The organism is Bordetella flabilis, from assembly GCF_001676725.1.
GTDB lineage: Bacteria > Pseudomonadota > Gammaproteobacteria > Burkholderiales > Burkholderiaceae_B > Bordetella_C > Bordetella_C flabilis.
The window spans coordinates 51,434-72,578 of record NZ_CP016172.1 but is presented as its reverse complement, the minus strand read 5'-3'; the positions used below and the strand labels follow the sequence as shown (position 1 = coordinate 72,578).

Annotated in this window: 19 protein-coding genes and 1 riboswitch; of the genes, 12 read left to right on the top strand and 7 right to left on the bottom strand. The window is 66.6% G+C overall.

The genetic code is table 11. The features are described from left to right. Positions 1 to 228: 228 nt before the first annotated feature. The 5 genes from BAU07_RS27705 to BAU07_RS00330 all read left to right on the top strand — a co-directional run bounded on the left by BAU07_RS27705 (position 229) and on the right by BAU07_RS00330 (position 4,392). Positions 229 to 1,248 carry a methyl-accepting chemotaxis protein gene (locus BAU07_RS27705; protein WP_066652541.1) on the top strand — a complete coding sequence of 340 codons (1,020 nt, stop codon included), beginning with the start codon at positions 229 to 231 and terminating at the stop codon, positions 1,246 to 1,248. 324 nt (positions 1,249 to 1,572) lie between these two features. Continuing rightward, positions 1,573 to 2,355, top strand: coding sequence for a transporter substrate-binding domain-containing protein (locus BAU07_RS00345; protein ID WP_066652539.1), 783 nt, complete (start codon positions 1,573 to 1,575; stop codon positions 2,353 to 2,355). Between the two features lie 6 nt (positions 2,356 to 2,361). Beyond that, positions 2,362 to 3,030 (top strand): amino acid ABC transporter permease, encoded by a 669-nt coding sequence (locus tag BAU07_RS00340; RefSeq protein WP_066652538.1) that lies wholly within the window; start codon positions 2,362 to 2,364, stop codon positions 3,028 to 3,030. Then, entirely contained in the window at positions 3,027 to 3,683 is a 657-nt protein-coding gene (locus tag BAU07_RS00335) for an amino acid ABC transporter permease (protein WP_066652535.1), read from the top strand. Before BAU07_RS00340 ends, BAU07_RS00335 begins: the two co-directional genes overlap by 4 nt. Further along, positions 3,664 to 4,392 (top strand): amino acid ABC transporter ATP-binding protein, encoded by a 729-nt coding sequence (locus BAU07_RS00330; RefSeq protein WP_066652534.1) that lies wholly within the window; start codon positions 3,664 to 3,666, stop codon positions 4,390 to 4,392. The genes BAU07_RS00335 and BAU07_RS00330 overlap by 20 nt, the downstream gene beginning before the upstream one ends. A 108-nt stretch (positions 4,393 to 4,500) precedes the next feature. Here the strand turns inward: BAU07_RS00330 and BAU07_RS00325 are convergent, their stop codons facing one another. Then, positions 4,501 to 5,574 carry a DSD1 family PLP-dependent enzyme gene (locus BAU07_RS00325; protein ID WP_232338304.1) on the bottom strand — a complete coding sequence of 358 codons (1,074 nt, stop codon included), beginning with the start codon at positions 5,572 to 5,574 and terminating at the stop codon, positions 4,501 to 4,503. Between the two features lie 335 nt (positions 5,575 to 5,909). Between BAU07_RS00325 and BAU07_RS00320 the strand changes: the two genes are divergently transcribed. Together BAU07_RS00320 and gluQRS are read left to right on the top strand one after the other, a co-directional pair. Further along, on the top strand, positions 5,910 to 6,371 hold the full coding sequence (locus BAU07_RS00320) for a Smg family protein (RefSeq protein ID WP_066652533.1): 462 nt from the start codon (positions 5,910 to 5,912) through the stop codon (positions 6,369 to 6,371). A 73-nt stretch (positions 6,372 to 6,444) separates the two neighbouring features. Then, positions 6,445 to 7,329, top strand: coding sequence for a tRNA glutamyl-Q(34) synthetase GluQRS (gene gluQRS, locus BAU07_RS00315; RefSeq protein ID WP_066664419.1), 885 nt, complete (start codon positions 6,445 to 6,447; stop codon positions 7,327 to 7,329). Here gluQRS and BAU07_RS00310 read toward each other — a convergent pair. Then, positions 7,317 to 9,935 carry a GDYXXLXY domain-containing protein gene (locus tag BAU07_RS00310; RefSeq protein ID WP_066652532.1) on the bottom strand — a complete coding sequence of 873 codons (2,619 nt, stop codon included), beginning with the start codon at positions 9,933 to 9,935 and terminating at the stop codon, positions 7,317 to 7,319. The two genes, gluQRS and BAU07_RS00310, sit on opposite strands and share 13 nt — an antisense overlap. A gap of 61 nt (positions 9,936 to 9,996) precedes the next feature. On the opposite strand from BAU07_RS00310, the gene BAU07_RS00305 reads away from it, so the two are divergent. Further along, the gene (locus BAU07_RS00305; RefSeq protein ID WP_066652531.1) at positions 9,997 to 12,726 is read left to right on the top strand and encodes a DNA topoisomerase III; all 2,730 of its coding nucleotides are present in this window, start codon (positions 9,997 to 9,999) and stop codon (positions 12,724 to 12,726) included. A gap of 246 nt (positions 12,727 to 12,972) precedes the next feature. Beyond that, complete coding sequence (locus BAU07_RS00300; protein ID WP_066652529.1) at positions 12,973 to 14,406, top strand: aldehyde dehydrogenase family protein; 1,434 nt, start codon at positions 12,973 to 12,975, stop codon at positions 14,404 to 14,406. 26 nt (positions 14,407 to 14,432) lie between these two features. Here BAU07_RS00300 and ilvB read toward each other — a convergent pair whose 3' ends face one another. Then, a complete protein-coding gene (ilvB, locus tag BAU07_RS00295) occupies positions 14,433 to 16,256 on the bottom strand; it encodes a biosynthetic-type acetolactate synthase large subunit (RefSeq protein ID WP_157121894.1) in 1,824 nt (607 codons plus the stop codon). Between the two features lie 94 nt (positions 16,257 to 16,350). On the opposite strand from ilvB, the gene BAU07_RS00290 reads away from it, so the two are divergent. The 3 genes from BAU07_RS00290 (at position 16,351) to ribB (ending at position 18,506) form a co-directional block, all read left to right on the top strand. After that, positions 16,351 to 16,824: an Lrp/AsnC family transcriptional regulator gene (locus BAU07_RS00290; protein ID WP_066652528.1), complete on the top strand. Its 474-nt coding sequence runs from the start codon at positions 16,351 to 16,353 to the stop codon at positions 16,822 to 16,824. An 88-nt stretch (positions 16,825 to 16,912) separates the two neighbouring features. Beyond that, positions 16,913 to 17,398 (top strand): SET domain-containing protein, encoded by a 486-nt coding sequence (locus BAU07_RS00285; RefSeq protein ID WP_066652527.1) that lies wholly within the window; start codon positions 16,913 to 16,915, stop codon positions 17,396 to 17,398. A 126-nt stretch (positions 17,399 to 17,524) separates the two neighbouring features. Next, a riboswitch (FMN riboswitch) is annotated at positions 17,525 to 17,680 on the top strand. Positions 17,681 to 17,789: 109 nt separating this feature from the next. After that, the gene (gene ribB, locus BAU07_RS00280) at positions 17,790 to 18,506 is read left to right on the top strand and encodes a 3,4-dihydroxy-2-butanone-4-phosphate synthase (RefSeq protein ID WP_066652524.1); all 717 of its coding nucleotides are present in this window, start codon (positions 17,790 to 17,792) and stop codon (positions 18,504 to 18,506) included. 41 nt (positions 18,507 to 18,547) lie between these two features. On the opposite strand, the gene BAU07_RS00275 is transcribed toward ribB, so the two are convergent. From BAU07_RS00275 to BAU07_RS00260, 4 genes are all read right to left on the bottom strand, one after another. Further along, positions 18,548 to 19,078, bottom strand: coding sequence for a nucleoside 2-deoxyribosyltransferase (locus BAU07_RS00275; protein ID WP_066652522.1), 531 nt, complete (start codon positions 19,076 to 19,078; stop codon positions 18,548 to 18,550). 64 nt (positions 19,079 to 19,142) lie between these two features. Next, positions 19,143 to 19,595, bottom strand: a complete 453-nt coding sequence (locus BAU07_RS00270) for a nuclear transport factor 2 family protein (RefSeq protein WP_084025032.1) — start codon at positions 19,593 to 19,595, stop codon at positions 19,143 to 19,145. 104 nt (positions 19,596 to 19,699) lie between these two features. Continuing rightward, on the bottom strand, positions 19,700 to 20,632 hold the full coding sequence (gene panE / locus BAU07_RS00265) for a 2-dehydropantoate 2-reductase (RefSeq protein ID WP_066652520.1): 933 nt from the start codon (positions 20,630 to 20,632) through the stop codon (positions 19,700 to 19,702). A 157-nt stretch (positions 20,633 to 20,789) separates the two neighbouring features. Continuing rightward, entirely contained in the window at positions 20,790 to 21,083 is a 294-nt protein-coding gene (locus BAU07_RS00260) for a TFIIB-type zinc ribbon-containing protein (RefSeq protein WP_066652518.1), read from the bottom strand. Between the last annotated feature and the right edge of the window lie 62 nt (positions 21,084 to 21,145).

Here is a 21,145-nt window from a genome sequence, read left to right as displayed (position 1 = left end):
TTCTCCATGCACCAATGCCGTGCATGAGCGTGCGCTGCTGTCTGCGTTGGCGGCGTCGGGCAAGGCAAGCCCGGATCGGCGGGGCGGAAAATCTGAAAAATCCCTTTCCTGTAACAATCCCATTTCTTAGTATTACGAAACGTCAGAGCCTGCGGCGGCGGCCGCGCGCCTGCCTGCCACTGGAAACGCGGCATCCCGCCGCTCGTCACTTGATCGCCTGGACCCGCCATGGAAGAAGCCCGCAGCGTCTCCGACTTGTCGCAGTGGATAGGCAAGATCACCAGCGGCAAAATCCGCGACATCAAGGAAATAACGCTGGAGACCCGGCTGTTGGGCCTGAACGCGGCCATCGAGGCATCGCATGTGGGCGAAGCGGGACGCGGCTTCGCCATCGTCGCGGGCCGGGTGCGTGAAGTGTCCGAGCGCGTCGAGGCGCTGGCCAATTCCCTGCAGGCGGAACTGCGCGAGCTCGGGGACAGCGTGACGCGCGAGCTGCGCCGCAGCCGCGGCCAACGCCTCGCCGACCTGGCGCTCAATGCCATCGAGACGATAGACCGGAATCTGTACGAACGGACCTGCGATGTGCGATGGTGGGCATCCGACACCGCGGTGACGGACGCCTTGTGCACGCCCGGCGGCGAGCCGGGCGACCAGGCGGCCCGGCATGCCACCCAGCGGCTTGCCGTGATCCTGGACACCTATACCGTCTATCTGGACATCTGGATTGTCGATACGTCGGGCAAGGTGCTGTGCAACGGGCGTCCCGCCAGTTATCCCGGCGCGGCAAACCATGATGTCTCGGCGGCCAGTTGGTTCCGCCAGGCGCTGGCCTGCCGAGGCCCCGACGACTACGCCAGTTGCGATATCGAGTGCGTGCCCGCCCTGGGCGGAGCGCAGGCCGCCATCTATGCGGCGCCGGTGCATCAACCGGGCGGCGGCGCCGCGGTGGGCGTGCTGGCGGTCTTCTTCGATTGGCGCAAACAATCGGCCGGAGTCCTGGCCAATGTGCGGCTCGCGCCGGAGCCGGGCCGGTCCGTGCGCTGCATGCTGGTCGACGCGCGCCAGCGCATTATCGCCAGCACCGATGGCAAGGGCCTGCTTACCGATCATTTCTCCCTGCGGCTGAACGAGGAGAAAAGCGGGTACTACAGCGAAGGCGACACGCTGTGCGGCTACGCCCACACGCCGGGGTACGAAACCTACCCGGGCATGGGGTGGTATGGCGTGGTGGTCGATCAGGCCGCCTAGCCTGCCGGATCGGCGCCTGCCTTGCGTTCACACCCCTGATGCGCTGGGGTCGAGGCACGAACCGTCTCCCGCGGCTTTATTGTCCCTCCCCCGCGCGGCGTTGACGCATTCGCGCAACACCCCATTTTGGCGCCCGGTAGAGCACCCTCTCGGTGCATGACCGCACCGAGAGGGTGCATCCCTCGCCGTGCCTTGGGCCGTATTCGCCATAGGCCCGGGACGAAAAACCGCCTTCAGACTCATGGCACGAATTTTGCATCGACAGTTTTGTATACCGATTTCGTGTGCAAATCCGCGCCACCCCTGCCCAGACTGGAGAAACGAATGAACCGCAGACATCTACTGTTGACGTTATGCGCCGCCGCGACGCTGTGCGCGGCCGGGCCCGTACGCGCCGATGCGCTTCAGGACGTCCTCAAGACCGGCAGGATACGCATCGCGGTGCCGCAGGATTTCCCGCCATTCGGCTCCGTCGGGCCGGACCTGAAACCTCTCGGCTACGACATCGACACGGCGCGGCTGATCGGCCAGCGTCTAGGTGTGGTGGTCGAACTGGTGCCGGTCACCAGCGCGAACCGGATCGCGTACCTGCAGACCGGCAAAGTCGACCTGGTGATATCCAGCATGGGGAAGAACGCCGAGCGCGAGAAGGTCATCGACTTTTCCGCCGCCTACGCCCCGTTCTTCAACGGCGTGTTCGGGCCCGCGACGGTCAAGGCGAGCAGCGCGCAGGATCTCGACGGCAAGACCATAGGCGTGACACGCGGCGCCGTCGAGGATATAGAACTGTCGAAGATCGCCCCGGCCGGCGCGACCATCAAGCGCTACGAGGACAACAATGGAACGATATCGGCTTTCCTGTCTGGCCAGGTCCAACTGGTGGCGACAGGCAATGTAGTGGCCGCGGCCATCCTGGCGCGCAACCCGCCCAAGAAGCCGGAGACCAAGTTCCTTATCAAGGATTCGCCCTGCTACATCGGACTGAACAAGAATGAGCCCGCGCTGAAGGCCCGGCTCGACACCATCCTGGCCCAGGCCAAGCAGGACGGTTCGCTCAACGCCATCTCGCGCAAGTGGCTCGGCGCCGACATCCCGGCAGGGCTGTAAGCGCCCATGGCGTATCGCTTCGATTTCCTGGCAGTGGCCGACTATGCGCCGGTCCTGCTCAAAGGGCTGGCCGTGACCGTCGAGCTGATCGCGGTCGGCGCGCTAGCGGGCGTCGCGGTCGGCATTGCCTGCGCCTGGGCACGTACCCAGGGGCCACGCTGGACGCGTCCACCGGTCACCGCTTACGTCGAGCTCGTACGCAATACGCCTTTCCTGATCCAGCTCTTCTTCATCTTCTTCGGCTTGCCCTCCATTGGCGTGCAGTTGAGCGAGATGCAGGCCGCCTGCCTGGCGATGGCCATCAACCTGGGCGCCTACAGCGCTGAGATCATCCGCGCCGGCATCGCGGCCACGCCGCCAGGCCAATATGAAGCAGGGCTGAGCCTGGCGATGACACGCATGCAGATCTTCCGCCATGTCGTGCTCGGACCGGCCCTGGCCCGCATCTGGCCGGCGCTGTCATCGCAGATCGTCATCGTGATGCTCGGTTCGGCGGTGTGCTCGCAGATCGCCGCCGAAGACCTGTCCTTCGCCGCGAACTTCATCCAGTCACGCAATTTCCGGCCGTTCGAAATCTACATTGTGACCACGCTGATCTACCTGGCGCTCGCCATCGCCCTGCGCCAACTGCTGCGCCTCACGGGCCGGCGGATTTTCGGCAGGCGGCCCGCATGATCGAGTTCACGCTCTGGGATATCGTGCGCAACCTGCTGATGGCGGCGCGTTGGACGATCGGTCTGGCCGCTGTCGCCTTCGCCGGTGGCAGCGTGCTGGGCCTGCTCGTACTGGCGATGCGCGTGGCCCGGCCGGCGTGGCTGCGGCGCGCGGCCTGGGCCTATATCGAACTGTTCCAGGGTACGCCGCTTCTCATGCAGCTGTTCCTGGCCTTCTTCGGGCTGGCGCTGGCAGGGATGGACGTGCCCGCATGGCTGGCCGCCTGCACGGCACTCGTGTTGTGGTCCGCAGCCTTCCTGGCGGAGATCTGGCGCGGCTGCGTGGAAGCGATTCCGCGCGGGCAATGGGAGGCCTCCGCCAGCCTGGCAATGAGCTACGGGCAGCAACTGAGGCATGTGATCCTGCCACAGGCCCTGCGTATCGCCGTGGCGCCCACGGTCGGCTTCGCCGTACAGATCATCAAAGGCACGGCGTTGACGTCCATCATCGGTTTCACGGAGCTGTCCAAGGCCAGCACCATCATCACCAACGCCACGTTCAATCCCTTCACCGTGTATGCGGTGGCGGCGATTATCTACTTCCTGCTGTGCTGGCCGCTGTCGCGCGCCAGCCAGCGCCTGGAAAGGAAACTCAATGCCTCTCATCGCGCTTGAAGACGTACGCAAAAGCTTCGGGGCCACCGAGGTCCTCAAGGGCGTCACGCTGCGTATCGATCCCGGCGAAGTCATCGCCATCATCGGCCGCAGCGGTTCGGGCAAAAGCACGCTGCTGCGCTGCGTGAACGGACTGGAAACCATAGACAGCGGTTCCATCATGGTGGCCGATGCAAAGCTGGGCGATGACGACCTGCACCTGCGCGCCCTGCGCTTGAAGGTCGGCATGGTTTTCCAGCAATTCAACCTGTTCCCGCATTTGACCGCCGGCCGCAACGTCATGTTGTCGCCCATGGTCACCCGCAAGCTTCCGGAAGCCGAAGCGCGCGCGCTGGCGCGCATCATGCTGGAACATGTCGGGTTGGCGCACAAATTCGACGCCTGGCCCGATCAGTTGTCAGGTGGCCAGCAGCAGCGCGTGGCGATCGCGCGCGCCCTGGCCATGCAGCCCATCGCGCTGCTGTGCGACGAGATTACATCAGCCCTGGACCCGGAACTGGTCAACGAGGTGTTGGCCGTCGTGCGCGATCTTGCCGACGACGGCATGACGCTGCTGATGGTGACGCACGAAATGCGCTTCGCCCGCGAAGTGTGCGACCGCGTCGTATTCATGCATGAAGGACGCGTGCACGAGATGGGTGCGCCCGACGAAGTCTTCGACGCGCCACGTACGCCGGAACTGCGGCATTTCCTCGGTATGGCGAACTAGCGAGCTCCCCCAGCCGTCATTGCCTCGCGGTGCCCGGCAGCCGGACGGATGCCGGGCCGGCATGCGTGGCCACACCCGCCCAGTGAAGCCCTGCGCTCCGCACCGAACTTACCGGCTCAAGCCCCGGGCCGCGATGGGCCAGAGCCCTTCCACCACACCACCGCGCACCGCGACCAGGGTGTCATGCAGATTGAAGGTGGGATCGCAATGCGATGGCACCAACAGCAGCTTTTCGCCCAGCGCGGGCGCAGCGGCACCGGCAGCGACCCGGACCACACCGTGCTCATCGTTCGCGGCGCTGTAGATCAGCCCCGGCCGGTCATGGACGCGCGGCAGGCCACATTCCACCGTCGTGGATTTCAAGCCGGCATCCAGTACGACACGGTCCGCCGATGGCGTACTCATCACGCTGCTCAGCAGGAACAGGCTGTTGCCGAAGGCGAGCGGCCCCGCCCACTCGTTATCGCCGTAGTCGGCATCCATGAAAGGATAGGTGCCAGCCTGCAATTCGGTATAGACCTTGCCCGGTCCGTCGAATTCCGCGGTGCCCGTGCCCGAGCCGGTGATGATGGGGCAGGCGTAGCCATGTTCGCCGAGCACCCGTGCGCACTCGCGGGCGCGCGCCGCGGCCTCGCGGCACGCATTGGCACGCTCGATGTGTCCGCGCTTGTGCTGCAGGGACCCGTGATAGGCCTGCAGCCCGGCGAAACGCAATCCGGGCAGGCTTTCGATGCGGCGCGCCAGTTCCAGCGCCGCGGTGGGCGAAGCGACGCCGCAGCGGCCCTGCCCGACATCCAGTTCCACCAGCACATCGATACGCCCTCCCTGCGCGGCCACGGCGCGTGACAACTCCGCGACGTTGGACGCATGGTCGACGCAAACGCTCATCCGCGCCTGGCGGCTCAAGGCGGCGAGCAGCCGCAGCTTGGCTTCGCCGACCACCTCGTTGCTTACATGGATGTCGCGTATGCCGGCCGCCACGAACGGTAGCGCCTCGCTGACTTTCTGGACGCATATGCCGCGGGCGCCCAATGCCGCCTGGCGCAACGCGACCTCGGGACACTTGTGCGCCTTGGCATGTGGACGCAGCGCGACCTTGCAGCGGTCAGCCCAATCCTGCATGACTTGCAGGTTGCGCTCGAAGGCATCGAGGTCGAGCACCAGGCTGGGCGTATCCACCATGCTCAGCGCATCACCGATATGGGCAGGCGGCGCAAGCGCCGGCAGCGGCGTCCCGCCTCCGGCCACATCCATTTCCGTGTTGTCCAAAAGTGCACTCCCTAAAAGGTCTAATACGGGTCGTAATACCGTGTTGTAATGCAGATCGGGCGATTTATCTGACAATTTGCTGAAATTACCCCGCAATTGCTGCTTTCTGCATGCTACGCCGTAACTTCGGGAATATTGCACCGGGGCGGCGGTTGCCCCGGGCTGTGATTAGGCGTAAAGTGAATTTATGTTTGCTGGTTTGCCGACGATCGGGCCGACTGGGCAAACTGGCACAACCGCTGCGCCCTATGTTCGATATCCTGGTCTATCTGTTTGAAAATTACTACACGCCGCAAGCCTGTCCTGCGGCCGATGTACTGGCGAAACGTCTGGCTGCCGCGGGCTTCGAGCACGAAGATATCGATGACGCGCTGGGCTGGTTGTACGGACTCGCCGAGACCACAGAGCGCTGCGTGGATCTCGCACAGCAGCCTGCCACGGGAACGCGCATCTACACCGACAGCGAATACCGCCAGCTCGGCAGCGAGGCGATCGGCTTCATCACGTTCCTGGAGACGGCTGGCGTCCTGCCGGCTCCCTTGCGCGAGATAGTCATCGACCGTGCGCTCGCCGCGCCTGAATCGCCCGTCCCGCTGTCCAAGCTGAAAATCACGGCGCTCATGGTGCTGTGGAGCCAGGAGGCGGACATCGACAATCTGGTCCTGGAGGAGCTCCTGGACGACGATGGCGACGTTCGCTGCCTGCACTGACGCCTGACCTTCACGACACCGCGGCCGGCCTTCGGGCCGGTTTTGCTTGCGCGTCCTGCGCATCGCGCTCTCCATGGATTACATCGGCCGTTTCGCTCCCAGCCCAAGCGGACCGCTGCACGCGGGATCGCTCGTCGCCGCGCTGGCCAGCTACCTCGATTCGCGCGCCCACGCAGGTGCGTGGCTGTTGCGCATCGAAGACGTCGATGCGCCACGCACCGTCCCCGGCGCCGATCGCCTCATCATGCAGCAGCTGCAGGCGTTGGGCTTGTGCTGGGACGGCGATGTACTGTGGCAGTCGGACCGCGACGCGGCCTACCGCGCCGCCTTCGAACAGCTGAGCGCGCAAGGCCTGGTGTACGGCTGCGCCTGCACACGCCGCGAGATCATCGACAATCATGCCGCCCTGGCGCGTCCGCAGACAGCGCTGGTGGATGGCGAGCGGCCCTACGCGGGAACCTGCCGCAATGGCCTGCCCCCGGGGCGGCGGCCACGCGCATGGCGCGTGCGCGTGCCGCCCGGCGAGGAGACCTTCGTCGACCGCTGGCTGGGGCCGCAACGGCAGGACGTGGCGCATGCCGTCGGCGACTTCGTGCTTCGGCGCGCCGACGGCATGTGGGCCTACCAGTTGGCAGTGGTGGTGGACGATGCCGCCCAAGGCGTGACCGATATCGTCCGCGGCGCCGATCTGCTCAGTTCGACGGCACGCCAGCGCGTGCTGGCGCGCCTGCTGGGCCTGCCATCACCGCGCGTCATGCACGTGCCGCTCGTACTTGATCCCATCACGGGACTCAAGCTCTCGAAGCAGAACCATGCGCCGCCCCTGGACCTGTCCCGTCCCACCCACGAACTGGCACGCGCCTGGCGCGCCCTCGGGTTCGCCCCCATCGCCGCGGAGACTCCGGCGGCGTTCCTGGCCGCAGCCACACGGCAATGGGCCGCCCGCTACAACGGCTGAAGATCCGGCCCCAGCAAACGCACCAGCAGCGCCGTGCCATCGTCGCCCACGCGCAACTCACCGTAGCGGGCAGTCTCGTAGCGCGCGGCCTCGCCTTCGGGGAAGAAATAGGCGTTCGTCACCAGCCGCACGCCGTCGGCCCGCAGCCGGTAGCGCAGCACGACCTCCTTGCCGCTGTGCGGTTGCGCAGCGGGCTGCACACGTAGCGGCTGCGCAATGCCCTGTTCATCCGGAACCAGCACCAGGTAGCCGTCCGTGCGCGGACCACCCCAGAGACCCGGCGGGGCGGCATCGCCGTCCTGCAAGGCGCCCACCGCACGCGCGGCGGCGAAGTGCAAGGCCATGTAGTCGCCCTGCATCAAGGCACGCGGGTCGACCGGCGCCAGCGCCAGCCGTACCACCTGTCCGGTGGCCAGCAACTGCTCGCGCTGCCAGATCCCCACATTGACGACGGCCAATACCAGCACCAGCCCGGCCAACATCATCCCGGCCCACAAGGGCTGGGAACGGACCGGGGCGGCCGCAACGTCCGCAAGCGCCTGATCCGCGGAGGCGCGCACTTCGGCCCGGCGCACGAGCCGCCAGATCAGGACACGCAACAGCAGCAGCACCACGCCCGCCGCGGCCAGCCATGCAGCCTTCTGCAGCAGGGGAACATCCAGCTGGTAGTAATAGAGGACCAGGTAGATGAGCAGCGCCGCCTGCCCCCAGCGGCGCAGCCGCGGTCGTCCGAGACCGAAACCGAGCAGCAACCACGTCAGGGCGAATGCAACCCCGGGGCTCGGCAGCCAGCACACCGCGAGCAGCAGCAGGCCCAGGGGCACACCGACGCGGATCGTGCCAGGCAGGGCCGCGCCCCGCGCACGGATGACCATCCAGGCCACCGCGGCGGGAAGCAGCGCCGCCAGCACCAGGAAGATGGCCGCCGGGGGATGCAACTGCCACAGGGAGGGTAGCTGCCAGACCGGCACGCCCGCGGCCTGTAGCGCGGACACCTGCGCGGCCAGCGAAAAAGCCCACGCCAGGGGCTGTACGACATCGCGCAGGGCCGCGGGCATCCGCTCGCGCGCCAGAAAAGCCGACGCCGCCAGCCAGGCGGCGAACACGCAGGCCGGCAGCCATATCACCAGGCCGCGCACCGCATCGAAGGCCATCCAATCCAGTACCTGGACGTACAGCGCCTTGTTTCCGACGTTGAAGGCCGTCAGGACGAACAGCGCACTCGCCATCATGAGGCCGCTCAGGAAGCGCAGGATGGCGTCCGGCGCCAATACATACACCGCGGCTGACAGAACCAGCATCAGCAGCGCGGCGCTGGTGACGGAATTGGCGTCCGACAAGCCTACCGCCACCAGGATCTGACCGGCGAATCCCAATGCCGTCGCACATTGCCGCCAGAAGGGCTGGCGCGCATTGCGCGCGATCGCCACGGCGGCCCCGCACAGGATCAAGCCGATCACCAGCGCGGCGGGCGCGCTCTGTACCAGGCCGGACATGAAGACGAAGGCCAGCACCAGCAGCGTGGCCATCCAGGCGCTCAAGCCCAGCAGGCCCTGGACATACCAGGGCGCCGCCGTCCGGCGCAGCGCGCGCGGCCCCAACTGCGCCGTGGTCGTATCAACGGTCACGGGCTCGACGGCGACGCCGGCCGACGCGCCCTGGGGCTCGGAATCCCCCCTGGCCGCGCCCGGACCGGCCGCCAGCCGGCGCAGCCAACGCGCCGCCACGACGGCTTCGCCCATCAGCAGGGCGGCCAGCGGCAAGGCGACCCAGACGCCGGGCTCGACGCGCAACAGCCATTCGCCGACCACCCGCAGGGATACGCAGACAATGGCAGCGGCGAGCAAAGCCAGCACGACCAGATCCAGGCGCACGCGCAGGTAGTAATAGCCCAATGCCAGCGTAACGGCCACCCATGCCACACCGGTATAGGTGCCCAGGCCCTCGACAACCGATTCGCCGAACATCAACGCCAGCGTCAACACGCCGACCGCCAGCAGGGCCAGCACCCGCGGCCCGACGCCGGTACGGGAATGCCAGCGCCGTGCGCTGTATTCCCAGATGGCCAACATGAACATATTGGCGGCGCTGACCACCAGGCTGGGAAAGCCCGGTCCGCCGAACACGATCCACCAGGACAGAACGCGCTCGCCCAGCAACAGGGCGAGCGCCAGATTGGCCACTACGATCCATAACAGCCAGACGCCCTGGCTGCGCGCCGCGACGGCCCAGGGCAGCAGCAGCACCGCCCATCCCGCGAACAGTTCCCAGGTGTCGGCGCCTGTCTGGTAGGTCTGGCCCACCAAGGCAAGCAGGGCGCCAAGCAGCACCGCGGCCAGTCCCACCACGCAGGCGCGGCCATGGGCCCGGATGGGCGTGGCCGCAGGCCGCCTATATAACCATGCCGCCAGCACTGCACTCACGATCAGCACGCCCTGCGCACCGGCCAGGCGCTGCGCTTTTGTCATCGCGTCCCAGTTCGCCGCCACCCCACATATCGCCGCACTCGCCAGCAGCAACAGGCCCAGGGCGAGCGTCGCGCGCGCCAGAAATGCGCGCCATATGTGCACTTCATATCCTGCCGCGTACTGACTATCGACTTGCATGTGGCGAAACTCCGCTCTTATCATCCGCGCTATTGCGGCGGGCCGCCGCCATTGGACACACATGAGCAAAACGTTGATTATTGCCGAGAAGCCCTCGGTCGCCCTGGATATATCACGCGCCCTGGGAGGGTTCGCGCGTGAAGGGGAATACTTTGAAAGTGAACGTTACGTTCTTGCTTCCAGCGTCGGCCATTTGCTGAGCCTGGTCGCGCCGAACGATCCCGTCAAAGGAAAATGGAGCTTCACCCATCTGCCGGTCATTCCCCCGCAATTCGAATTGGGACCGACGGACAAGCGATCGAGCGAACGGTTGAAGCTGCTGGTCCGCCTGGCCAAACGCAAGGACGTCGACAGCATCATCAATGCTTGCGACGCCGGCCGCGAAGGTGAACTGATCTTTCGTTACATCATCCAGTATGCCGGTGTAAACAAGCCGATACGCCGCTTGTGGCTGCAGTCGATGACCCAGGCCGCCATACGCGAGGCCTTCGCCAACCTGCGCGACGACACCGTAATGAAACCGCTCGAGGCGGCCGCGCGTTCGCGCGCCGAGGCGGACTGGCTGGTGGGTATCAACGGCACGCGCGCCATGACCGCCTTCAACAGCAAGGACGGCGGTTTCTTCAAGACACCCGTCGGGCGCGTGCAGACTCCGACGCTGGCGATCGTGCACGAACGCGAGAACCGGATCCGGGCCTTCGTGCCGCGCGACTACTGGGAAGTGCGCGCGACCTTCGTCGCGGCTGCCGGCTTGTATGAAGGCCGCTGGATCGACCCCGACTTCAAGCGCGACGAACGCGATCCGGAAAAGCGCGAATCGCGCCTGTGGTCGGAGGCGGCTGCCCAGAGCGTGGTCGCCGCCTGCCGCGAGCAGCATGGGGTTGTCACGGAGGAATCCAAGCCTTCCACGCAGTTGTCGCCCGCGCTGTACGACCTGACCTCCCTGCAACGCGAGGCCAACGGCCGCTTCGGCTTTTCCGCCAAGACCACGCTGGCGCTGGCGCAAAGCCTGTATGAACGCCACAAAGCCCTGACCTATCCGCGGACCGACTCGCGCTACCTGCCCGAGGACTACATCACGACGGTGCGCGACACGCTGCGCACGTTGGGCGACGCGCAGACCGGTCCCGCCGCGGCCTCGGCGCGGCACGCCGCGCACATCATCGCGCAGAACTGGGTGAAGCCGAACCGCCGCATCTTCGACAACAAGAAGGTCTCGGACCACTTCGCCATCATCCCGACGCTGCAAGTGCCGCGCGATCTCAGCGAGGCCGAAGCCAAGCTGTATGACCTGGTGCTCAAGCGCTTCCTGGCCGTGTTCTTCCCCGCGGCGGAGTACCGCGTCACGACCCGCATGACGCAAGTGCAGGGCCACCGTTTCCGGACCGACGGCAAGGTGCTGGTGGCGCCGGGATGGCTTGCCGTATACGGCAAGGAAGCCCAGGACGAGGATGCCAACCTGGTGCCCGTCGCGGAAGGCGAACGGGTGCGCACCGAAGAAGTCGACGCCGTGGGCCTGACGACCAAGCCGCCGCCACGCTACAACGAAGGCACGCTGCTGTCGGCCATGGAAGGCGCGGGCAAGCTGGTCGAAGACGAAGAGCTGCGCGAGGCGATGTCCGAGCGCGGCCTCGGCACGCCGGCCACGCGCGCGGCGATTATCGAAGGCTTGCTCAACGAAGCCTACCTGCGGCGCGAAGGGCGCGACCTGGTCCCGACGGCCAAGGCGCGCCAGTTGATGACGCTGCTGTCTGGACTGGACGTGGCCGAATTGACGTCGCCGGAACTCACCGGGGAATGGGAGCACAAGCTCAAGCAGATCGAGCAGGGCGGCCTGGCGCGCGATGCGTTCATGCGCGAGATCGCACAGATGACCCAGGTCATCGTCAAGCGCGCCAAGGAATACGAACGCGATACGGTGCCGGGCGACTACGCCACGCTGCAGACGCCGTGCCCCAAGTGCGGCGGCGTGGTGAAGGAAAACTATCGCCGCTACGCCTGCACGCGTTGCGATTTCTCCATCAGCAAGTACCCCGGCGGCCGTACCTTCGAGTTGCCGGAAGTGGAGGAGTTGCTGGCCAAGCGCGAACTCGGGCCGCTGCAAGGATTCATCAGCAAGATGGGCCGGCCCTTTGCCGCCATCCTGCGCATCACCGACGAGTACAAGCTGGAGTTCGACTTCGGGCAAAGCAATGCCGAGGACAACGAGCCGGTGGACTTCTCCGGCCACACGCCGGTCGGGCCGTGTCCGAAATGCCAGTCGCGCGTGTTCGAACATGGCATGAGCTATGTGTGCGAGAAAGCCGTCGGTCCGGACAAGACCTGCGACTTCCGCTCGGGCAAGGTCATCCTGCAACAGGAGATCTCGCGCGCGCAGATGGAAAAGCTCCTGAACGAAGGTCGGACGGACCTGCTGGATGGCTTCGTGTCCAGCCGTACCAACCGCAAGTTCAAGGCTTACCTGGTGCGCCAGCCGGACGGCAAGATCGGCTTCGAGTTCGAACCACGCGGCGAGAAGACGGCGGCCAAAACGGCCGGTCGGGCAGCGCCGTCCAAGACAGCCACGAAGACGGCGAGGGCCGGCACGAAGACGGCGGCCAAAGCGGCCGCAAAGACCGCGGCAACGCGTACGCCGTCCGCGACGGGTGGCGATACCGACGCCGCCGCGCCAGGCGCCAAAGTGGCGGTGAAGAAGGCCGCCGCGGCCAAGACTGCCGCGAAGAAGGCCCCGGCCAGGAAAGCCGCGGCGAAGAAGGCAGCCAGGAAGGCACCCGTGAAGAGCGCTGCCTAGCGATCGCGGTGTGCACCGCCGGGCGGCGCCGGCCAACGGGTTGGCCGGCGCCGCCCGGCGCTGGCCCGCGCGCCCCATGCGGGCGTAGACTGTTGGTCGCCGCGGCGGCGCGCGGCGGCCGCGGGACGCCTGTAAGGCGCGCGGCCTTTTCCCTGTCGGCCGCGTCCGCCACGGCCACGCAAGACCCCAGGCAACCGGGCCCGCCAGGCGCAACCGGCGAGGGGAGACATCCAGAGGTCGTCCAGCATGCAGCAGCATTTCATCGACAATCGCCCCGTCGCGTCTTCGTCGGGAGAATTCATTCCGGTCATCGACCCCTCCACCGGCGCCGAATTCGACGCCATTCCGCGCGGCAACGCCGCCGACATCGATCGCGCGGTGCGCGCGGCGCGCAAGGCCTATGAAGGCCCCTGGGGCGCGCTCACCGCCGCGGAACGCGGACGCCTGCTGCTCAAGCTGTCCTTGCTGGTCATGGACCACTTCGACGAACTGGCCGCGATCGAATCGCGCGATTGCGGCAAACCGACCCGCCAGGCGCGCGCCGACGTAACGGCCATCGCGCGCTACTTCGAGTTCTACGGCGGTGCGGCGGACAAGCTGCACGGCGCAACCCTGCCCTACCAGAACGGCTACACCGTCCTGACGCTGCGCGAACCGCATGGCGTTACCGGCCACATCGTGCCCTGGAACTATCCCCTGCAGATCTTCGGGCGCAGCGTCGGCGGCGCGCTGGCCGCCGGCAACGCCTGCGTGGTGAAACCCGCGGAGGACGCATGCCTGTCCGTGCTGCGCATCGCCGAACTGGCTGCGGAGGCAGGCTTTCCGCCAGGCGCCATCAATGTCGTCACCGGCTATGGACATGAAGCGGGCGACGCCCTGGCCCGCCATCCCGGCATCGACCATATTTCGTTCACCGGTTCGCCCTCCATCGGCATCCTGGTGACACAGACGGCAGCGGCCAACCACACCCCGGTGACGACGGAGCTGGGCGGCAAATCGCCGCAGATCGTGTTCGCGGACGCCGACTTCGACGCCATGCTGCCGGTCGTCATCAACGCCATCGTGCAGAATGCCGGCCAGACCTGCTCGGCGGGAAGCCGCCTGCTGGTTCAGCGCAGTGCGTACGAAGCGGTGCTGGATAAAGTCGGTGCCGCGTTCGCCGCCCTGCGTACCGGGCCGGCGGACATGGACCTGGATTGCGGGCCGCTCATCCGCAAGACCCAGCAGGCGCGCGTGGCCGATTTCCTGTCCCAGGCGCGGGGCGACGGCATCGCCACGGTCGCGCAGGGCCGCCTCGCCGACGGAGCGCCCGCGCAAGGCTACTACCAGGTGCCGACGTTGCTGCGCGACGTGCCGCTGGATCACCGGCTGGCCCGCGACGAGGTCTTCGGGCCGGTACTGGCCGCCATTCCGTTCGAAGACGAAGCGGATGCGGTGCGCATCGCCAACTCGACCGACTACGGCCTGGTGGCCAGCATCTGGACACGCGATGGCGGACGCCAGCTACGCATGGCGCGCAAGGTGCGGGCGGGACAGGTCTTCATCAACAACTACGGCGCCGGCGGCGGCATCGAACTGCCCTTCGGCGGCGTGAAGGCGAGCGGCCATGGGCGCGAAAAGGGCTTCGAAGCCTTGTACGGCTTCACCGTGCTGAAGACGATCTCCATCAAGCACGATTGAGCGCCGGCACGGCGCCAGCCGGCGGCTCAGGCCTCGTCCTCGTACCAGACGCCGCCGGCCAGCATCATGCGATGGTGGCCCTGTCCCGCCGGCATCATGGGATAGCAGTTTTCCTGCTCCGCCACGCACACGTCCAGGAAGTACGGACCGCGGCTTTCCAGGCAGCGCGCCAGCGCCTCGTCCAGCGCGGCCGGATCGGAAACGCGCGCCGCGCCCCAGCCGAAGGCGCGCGCCAGGGCGACGAAATCGGGTAGCGAGGCGTTGTAGCTGTGGCTGTACCGGCCGCCATGGATCAGCTCCTGCCACTGCCGCACCATGCCCATGTAGCCGTTGTTGCACAGGACCACCTTGACCGGCGCATCGTGCTGGACGGCCGTGGACAATTCCTGGATGTTCATGAGCACGGACGCATCGCCGCTGACACAGACCACGGTGCGATCCGGATGCGCGACCTGCGCGCCGATGGCGGCCGGCACCCCGTAACCCATGGTGCCCGCGCCGCCCGACGTCAGCCAGCGGTTGGGCGCATCGAATTTCAGGTATTGCGCCGCCCACATCTGGTGCTGGCCTACGTCGGTCGACACGATGGCATCGCGGCCGGCCAGCGCGGCATCCAGGCGCTGCATGAGCTGCTGCGGCAGGATGGCATCGTCGCGCGGCTCGATACGCAGGCACTGCTTGCCACGCCAGCGCTCAATGCGATGCCACCAGGTTTCCAGCTGTTCGGCCGGGGGCGCGCGATGCGCCAGCGCCTCGTGCAACGCCCCGACCAGCGGCAGGCAATCGCCCACCATGGCCACGTCCACGCGCACGACCTTGTTGATCGACGCAGGGTCGATGTCGATATGGATCTTGCGGGCATGGGGGCAGAAGTCCGCCAGCCTGCCCGTGATGCGGTCGTCGAAGCGCGCGCCCACGCAGATGATCAGGTCGGCGTGGTGCATGGCCAGGTTGGCCTCCAGGGTTCCGTGCATGCCCAGCATGCCCAGAAACTGCGGATCGCCGGCTGGAAAGGCGCCCAGTCCCATCAAGGTAAGCGTGCATGGCGCGCCGACGTGGCGCACCAGTTGCGTGAAGGCGTGGCAAGCCTCAGGTCCCGCATTGATCAGCCCGCCGCCGCCATAGAACACCGGGCGGCGCGCCTGGGCGATGAGGTCGGCGGCGCGGCGCAGCGCGCTTTGCGGCACCTTGAACGCGGCCTTGGTGGCCTGACGGCGCGCCCGGAGCGCCGTCACGCCGTGCCGCTCCGCCGCGGGCAGCGCTTCGTCCTGGTCCGCCGGCAAGGCCTGCTGTATGTCCTTCGGGAAATCCACCAGCACCGGCCCGGGCCGTCCCTGGCGCGTGAGCCGGAGCGCGCGCTCGACCGTATCCGCAACCGTATCCAGGCTGCGGATCTGCGTATTCCACTTGGTGACCGGCCGCGAGATACCGATGGCGTCGCATTCCTGGAAGGCATCGGTCCCGATGGCGCTGGTGGCGACCTGTCCGCTGATGCACAGCACCGGGATGGAATCGCACATGGCGTCGAGCAAGCCGGATGTCGTATTCGCCATGCCGGGGCCCGACGTCACGAAGACCACGCCCGGACGGCCCGTCGTACGGGCGTAGCCTTCCGCCGCATGCACGGCGGCCTGTTCGTGGCGGACCAGCACGTGGCGCAGCCGCGGTTCGGCGTACAGCGCGTCGTACAAGGGCAGGACAGCTCCGCCGGGATAGCCGAAGACGGTATCGACGCCGTTGGCCAGCAAGGTATCGAGCAGAATCCGCGCGCCATTGGGAAGGGGCGTCGCGCGGCCGGCATCGGCGCCGGTCAAAGCCTGAGTGTGGAGTCGGTCATTCATGGTGACCATGTTAGGACGGATACGGCGGAATATTTATCCTGATTTTCTCTCTTGAGGGCAAATCCCAGGTAAATTTGTCTGACGAACTCGGAAATTCAAGAAAATGCATCTGGACAAGTTCGATCTCGCCATATTGCGTGTCCTCCAGGACAATGCGCGCGCCAGCCTGAACGAGATCGGCGCGGCCGTGGGGCTGTCCTCGACGCCGTGCTGGAACCGCATCAAGCGCATGGAAACTGCGGGGGTGATCCGCGGCTACACCGTCAACATCGATCCGGCGGCGCTGGGCTTCATGGACACCGTCATCGTGCACGTGACGCTGGAAAGCCACAGCGAAGAAACCCTGTATGAGTTCGGGCGCGCGCTGGCGCAGATCCCGGAAGTGCTGGAAGCCTTCCTGGTCTCCGGCGACTACGACTACTACATACGCATCGCCGTGCGCGATACCCGCGACTATGAAAGGCTGCTGCGCGAACAGCTGTACCGCATACCGGGCATAAGACACAGCAAGTCGAGCTTCGTCCTGCGCCGGCTGAAGGAATCGATGCTGCCGCTGATGCCACCCGCACCGATATAATCCCCCGTCATTTCACGCATACGCGCGTCCGGCGCGAGTCCGGCGTCCCCCATCATCCTGCGCCCGACGGCGTGGTTCCTGGCTGCTCATGACCGAAGAAATCTCCAAACCCTGGCACGTCGTGCGCCGCTCCCCCTTGCACGGCAACGGCGTGTTCGCCGCCCGCAAGATCCCGGCGGGCACGCGCATCCTCGAATACACGGGCGAACGCATCAGCCCCAAGGAAGCGGACCGCCGCCATCCGACGAATCCGGACGATCCCTTCCATACCTTCTTCTTCTCGCTGACCTCCGGCAAGGTGATCGACGGCGGCGTCGACGGCAACGACGCGCGCTGGATCAACCACAGCTGCGAGCCGAACTGCGAAGCGCAGGAAGGGCGCGCCGGCAAGCGGGTGTATATCGTGGCGCTGCGCGACCTCAAGCGTGGCGAGGAGTTGTTCTACGACTACGGGCTGGTGATGGACGGCAAGATCACCAAGTCGTTGAAGGAAGGGTACAAGTGCCTGTGCGGCGCCGCCACCTGTCGCGGCACCATGCTGGCGTTGCCCAAGAAAAAGAAAAAGAAAGCCTGAAGGCGCCTGCAGGCAAGGGCGCCCTGGCGCCCTAAGCCCTAAGCCCTGCCGCCAGCGCGGAATTGCCGCAGGGCCCGTAGGACTTGACTTACAATACCCCTTATGTCGCCTATGGGCGGCATTGCAGTGCGTCTTCAGGGCGGGGTGTAATTCCCCACCGGCGGTAGGTCACGCAATGTGGCAAGCCCGCGAGCGCCCGCGGTCCGGCAACGGTCGGCGGGGTCAGCAGATCTGGTCCGAATCCAGAGCCGACGGTCATAGTCCGGATGAGAGAAGATGTGCCGGCACACTTCCGTACCTTGCACGCCCCGAAGGCGTGCCCGCGGTTTTGCGTTTGGCTGTCCATTGCCCTGAAACGTTTTTCGCCCAACTTTTCCGCGAGAGCGTTTCAATGTCCCTAGCACCTTCCCACACCGCCGTTCCGGATCCCCGCTATCCGGCCATCGCGTCGCAACCGTTCCCCATGCGCCTGGCGCGCGCGCTGCACCACATGCGCCTGGGCCGTCCCGTCATCCTGATGGACGACTTCGATCGCGAGAACGAAGCCGATCTGATCGTCGCCGCCGACAAGATCACCGTGCCCGTCATGGCGCAGCTCATCCGCGATTGCAGCGGCATCGTCTGCCTGTGCCTGGATGATGAAACCCTGGAGCGCATGGCGCTGCCGCCCATGGTCGCGCGCAACGAAAGCCGCCATGGCACGGCCTTCACCGTATCGATCGAAGCGCGCGAAGGCGTCACCACGGGCGTGTCCGCGCAGGACCGCGTCACCACGATACGCGCGGCCATCGCGCCCCACGCCAAAGCCGGCGACGTCGTCAGCCCGGGGCATGTGTTCCCGTTGCGTGCCCAGCCGGGCGGCGTGCTGGCGCGGCGCGGCCATACGGAAGGCTCCGTGGATCTGGCGGTATTGGCCGGACTGCGGCCGGCGGCCGTGCTGTGCGAACTGATGAACGACGATGGCACCATGGCCCGTGGCGCGGCGATCGAACGCTACGCCGCCAAGCACGGCCTGGTCGCGCTGACCATCGCTGAACTGGCTGACTACCGCCGTGCCCTGGCCAGGCAGGACAGCGAAGTCCCGGTCGAAGTGGCCTCCGCGGCCTGAGCGCCCGCCCCCCGCCGGCCGCCGGTAACGGCGGCCGTGCGCTACTGCCGCCCGCCGCCGATATCCCGCGCGACGCGTGCCAGGCAGGCCGCCGCATCGCCCACGACGACCGTGGCGCTGCATGCCAGCATCAGGTTCAGGTTCATCCCGAAGTCTTCCACCGTGTACCCGCCGGCGTCGACATGCCGCGTCCCGTCCGCGGATTTCGCCACGGCCACCTGATCGACGATGGAGCCGGCCTGGCGCGTATACGCCCAGACCGGCTTGCCCAGCGCCACGGCATAACCTACTTCGAAGGCCGTGCCGGAATCCGGTTCCGCGCCCCGAAAAGGGTTCAAGTTCGCCAGGACGCCGTCGGCACGCTGGATCAGCGCGATATTGCTCCGGTATATCCATGCCGCCAGGGCGCGATCGCGCAATTCCGCCGGGCCGGCATTATCCAGGGGATACAGGCCTTCGATTCCGTGTTGCCGGCACATCGCCTTGAGCGATTCGCCGTACGCGACGGCGTCGGGCCGGAAGACGTCGAAGCCCGCCAGATACAAGGTATAAGCGCGCCCGGAAGCCGTCATCGTGTGCCCCCCCGATAGGGAAGAGAAGAATGAAGGCGGCGGAGGCCCGGCCGGGGCAGCCGCCTCAGAACATGGTGTTGCGGTTCGCCGGATTCTCCGGGATGTCCTGGCTGACCGCCCAATGCTCGACGATCTTGCCGTTCTGCGCGCGGAATATATCGACCAGGGCCTGGCCGGTGTCCTCCGGGGACTCCTTCCACAAGGACTGCACCATCACCAGGTCGCCTTCGGCGATCACCAGCTTGATCTCGGCGTTCGCCTGCGGATGCTGCTCGAAATACGACGTGAAAAAATCACCCATGGCGTCGGCGCCGTCCGGCAGATACGGGTCATGCTGGATCAGTCCCTTGTCCACATAGGCCTGCATGGCTTTATCGACGTTCTTTTCCAGAAACATCATCCGGAAAAACGCCAGCACCAGCTCCTTGTTGTTGGCCGGCGGCGCCGCGTGCGCCACGCCGGCCGCGCATGCGGCCGTCAGGAGCAAGGCGGTGGCGAGGAGGGTTCTGAGCTTCATGACGTTCCGGATGGATATCGAGAAAGACACGGCCGCGCCTGGCGCCCGTGGCGCACCAGTGTAAACAAAATCCAAAACCGGTGGCCGGGCCTGGACCCGGCCCTTCAGGCTTGCCGTGGCTGCACGCGGTTCTGATAGACCTGCAGGTGCGCATAAGCCACGCGCAAATACGGCGTGGCGACGCCGGTCGCGACGCCGCGGGCGATCATATCGCCCACCACATGGTCGGCTTCCACCCGCGAACCCTGCTGCAGGTCGCGGAACATCGACGCGGTCGCAGGGGACTGCGCGTCGGAAAACAGCTTGCGTGCCGCCGCGTCCGCCTCCGGCCGCACCCGATAGCCGGCCGCTGCCGACACTGCCTGCGCCTCGCCCAGCAGCGCCGCCATCACCGCCTGGCCGTCCGCGGTGGACGCGATCTCGCCCACGGAGCCACGCATCAGGCAGGTACCCGCGGCCAGGGTGCACAGGAACACGTACTTCTCCCAGCTGTCCTGGTGGATCGCCGTGCTCAACCGCGAAGAGAAATTGGCCTCGGCAAGCGCTGCCTCGAGCGCCACGCAGCGTGCGCTGCGCGGCTCACCGGTACGCTCGCCGAAGATGAATCCGCAGTGCGAACCCATGTGGATGACTTCGCCTTCCGGACCCAGCGTGGCGTTGATCTGGCACAGGCCGCCCAGCACCCGATGGGCGCCGAAGGCGTGATCCAGCACATCGTATTGCGCCATGCCGTTCATGATGGGCAGGATGACGGAACCCGGCCCCATGGCGGGGGCGATCGCCTGCACGGCGCTGCGCAGGTCGTAAGCCTTGCAGCTGAGCACGATCACGTCGTAATGGCCGCTCAGCGTCTGCGTGGTCACGACCTTCGGCCGCACCGTACTGTCCCCGCGCGGGCTGCGTATGCGCAGACCCTGCTCGCGTACCTGGGCCGCGCGCGCATCGCGCAGCAGGAAGGTCACGTCGGCGCCGGCTTCCGCCGCGCGCCCGCCGAAATAGCCGCCCGTGCCCCCGGCGCCGAGAAACAACATCCGCATGTCCATCTCCATCCAGCCGGGCGCATCGTGCGCCCGTCCACCAGGGCGGCATTATGCGCCGAAGCATGGGTTGGAATGGCCCAATGGCCCCATCGGCAGGGGGGTTGACGCCATACTGAACGGGCGCGCGGCGGGCCGGCTGCGCCGGGGAGCGGGCTCAGTCGAAGATCTCGTGCCAGAAGGATTTCTTGCGGTATCCCCGGTCATGGCCCCCGTGATAACGGCCATGATGATCGTCGTCCCGATAGGGGCGTCCCTGGGGTGGCGGGGCGGCGGCCGCAACCGGCGCAGCCGCCTGCGCGGCCCCGGTTTCCTGGACACTGCGCTCGATCAGCTTGTCCAGTTCGCCGCGGTCCAGCCAGACGCCGCGGCACTGGGGGCAGTAATCGATCTCGATGTTCTGGCGAGCCGACATGACGAGGTCGGTCTCTTTGCAAACGGGGCATCTCATCGTGGTCCTCCTTACGTTTAACTGAACGAAATAGGACCACCCACCCGGCTATTGGTTCCCGG

Coding starts and splice junctions, on each gene's coding strand:
- BAU07_RS27705 (WP_066652541.1), top strand. CDS start 229: ATGGAAGAAGCCCGCAGCGTCTCCGACTTGTCGCAGTGGATAGGCAAG.
- BAU07_RS00345 (WP_066652539.1), top strand. CDS start 1,573: ATGAACCGCAGACATCTACTGTTGACGTTATGCGCCGCCGCGACGCTG.
- BAU07_RS00340 (WP_066652538.1), top strand. CDS start 2,362: ATGGCGTATCGCTTCGATTTCCTGGCAGTGGCCGACTATGCGCCGGTC.
- BAU07_RS00335 (WP_066652535.1), top strand. CDS start 3,027: ATGATCGAGTTCACGCTCTGGGATATCGTGCGCAACCTGCTGATGGCG.
- BAU07_RS00330 (WP_066652534.1), top strand. CDS start 3,664: ATGCCTCTCATCGCGCTTGAAGACGTACGCAAAAGCTTCGGGGCCACC.
- BAU07_RS00325 (WP_232338304.1), bottom strand. CDS start 5,574: ATGGTGGATACGCCCAGCCTGGTGCTCGACCTCGATGCCTTCGAGCGC.
- BAU07_RS00320 (WP_066652533.1), top strand. CDS start 5,910: ATGTTCGATATCCTGGTCTATCTGTTTGAAAATTACTACACGCCGCAA.
- gluQRS (WP_066664419.1), top strand. CDS start 6,445: ATGGATTACATCGGCCGTTTCGCTCCCAGCCCAAGCGGACCGCTGCAC.
- BAU07_RS00310 (WP_066652532.1), bottom strand. CDS start 9,935: ATGCAAGTCGATAGTCAGTACGCGGCAGGATATGAAGTGCACATATGG.
- BAU07_RS00305 (WP_066652531.1), top strand. CDS start 9,997: ATGAGCAAAACGTTGATTATTGCCGAGAAGCCCTCGGTCGCCCTGGAT.
- BAU07_RS00300 (WP_066652529.1), top strand. CDS start 12,973: ATGCAGCAGCATTTCATCGACAATCGCCCCGTCGCGTCTTCGTCGGGA.
- ilvB (WP_157121894.1), bottom strand. CDS start 16,256: ATGGTCACCATGAATGACCGACTCCACACTCAGGCTTTGACCGGCGCC.
- BAU07_RS00290 (WP_066652528.1), top strand. CDS start 16,351: ATGCATCTGGACAAGTTCGATCTCGCCATATTGCGTGTCCTCCAGGAC.
- BAU07_RS00285 (WP_066652527.1), top strand. CDS start 16,913: ATGACCGAAGAAATCTCCAAACCCTGGCACGTCGTGCGCCGCTCCCCC.
- ribB (WP_066652524.1), top strand. CDS start 17,790: ATGTCCCTAGCACCTTCCCACACCGCCGTTCCGGATCCCCGCTATCCG.
- BAU07_RS00275 (WP_066652522.1), bottom strand. CDS start 19,078: ATGACGGCTTCCGGGCGCGCTTATACCTTGTATCTGGCGGGCTTCGAC.
- BAU07_RS00270 (WP_084025032.1), bottom strand. CDS start 19,595: ATGAAGCTCAGAACCCTCCTCGCCACCGCCTTGCTCCTGACGGCCGCA.
- panE (WP_066652520.1), bottom strand. CDS start 20,632: ATGCGGATGTTGTTTCTCGGCGCCGGGGGCACGGGCGGCTATTTCGGC.
- BAU07_RS00260 (WP_066652518.1), bottom strand. CDS start 21,083: ATGAGATGCCCCGTTTGCAAAGAGACCGACCTCGTCATGTCGGCTCGC.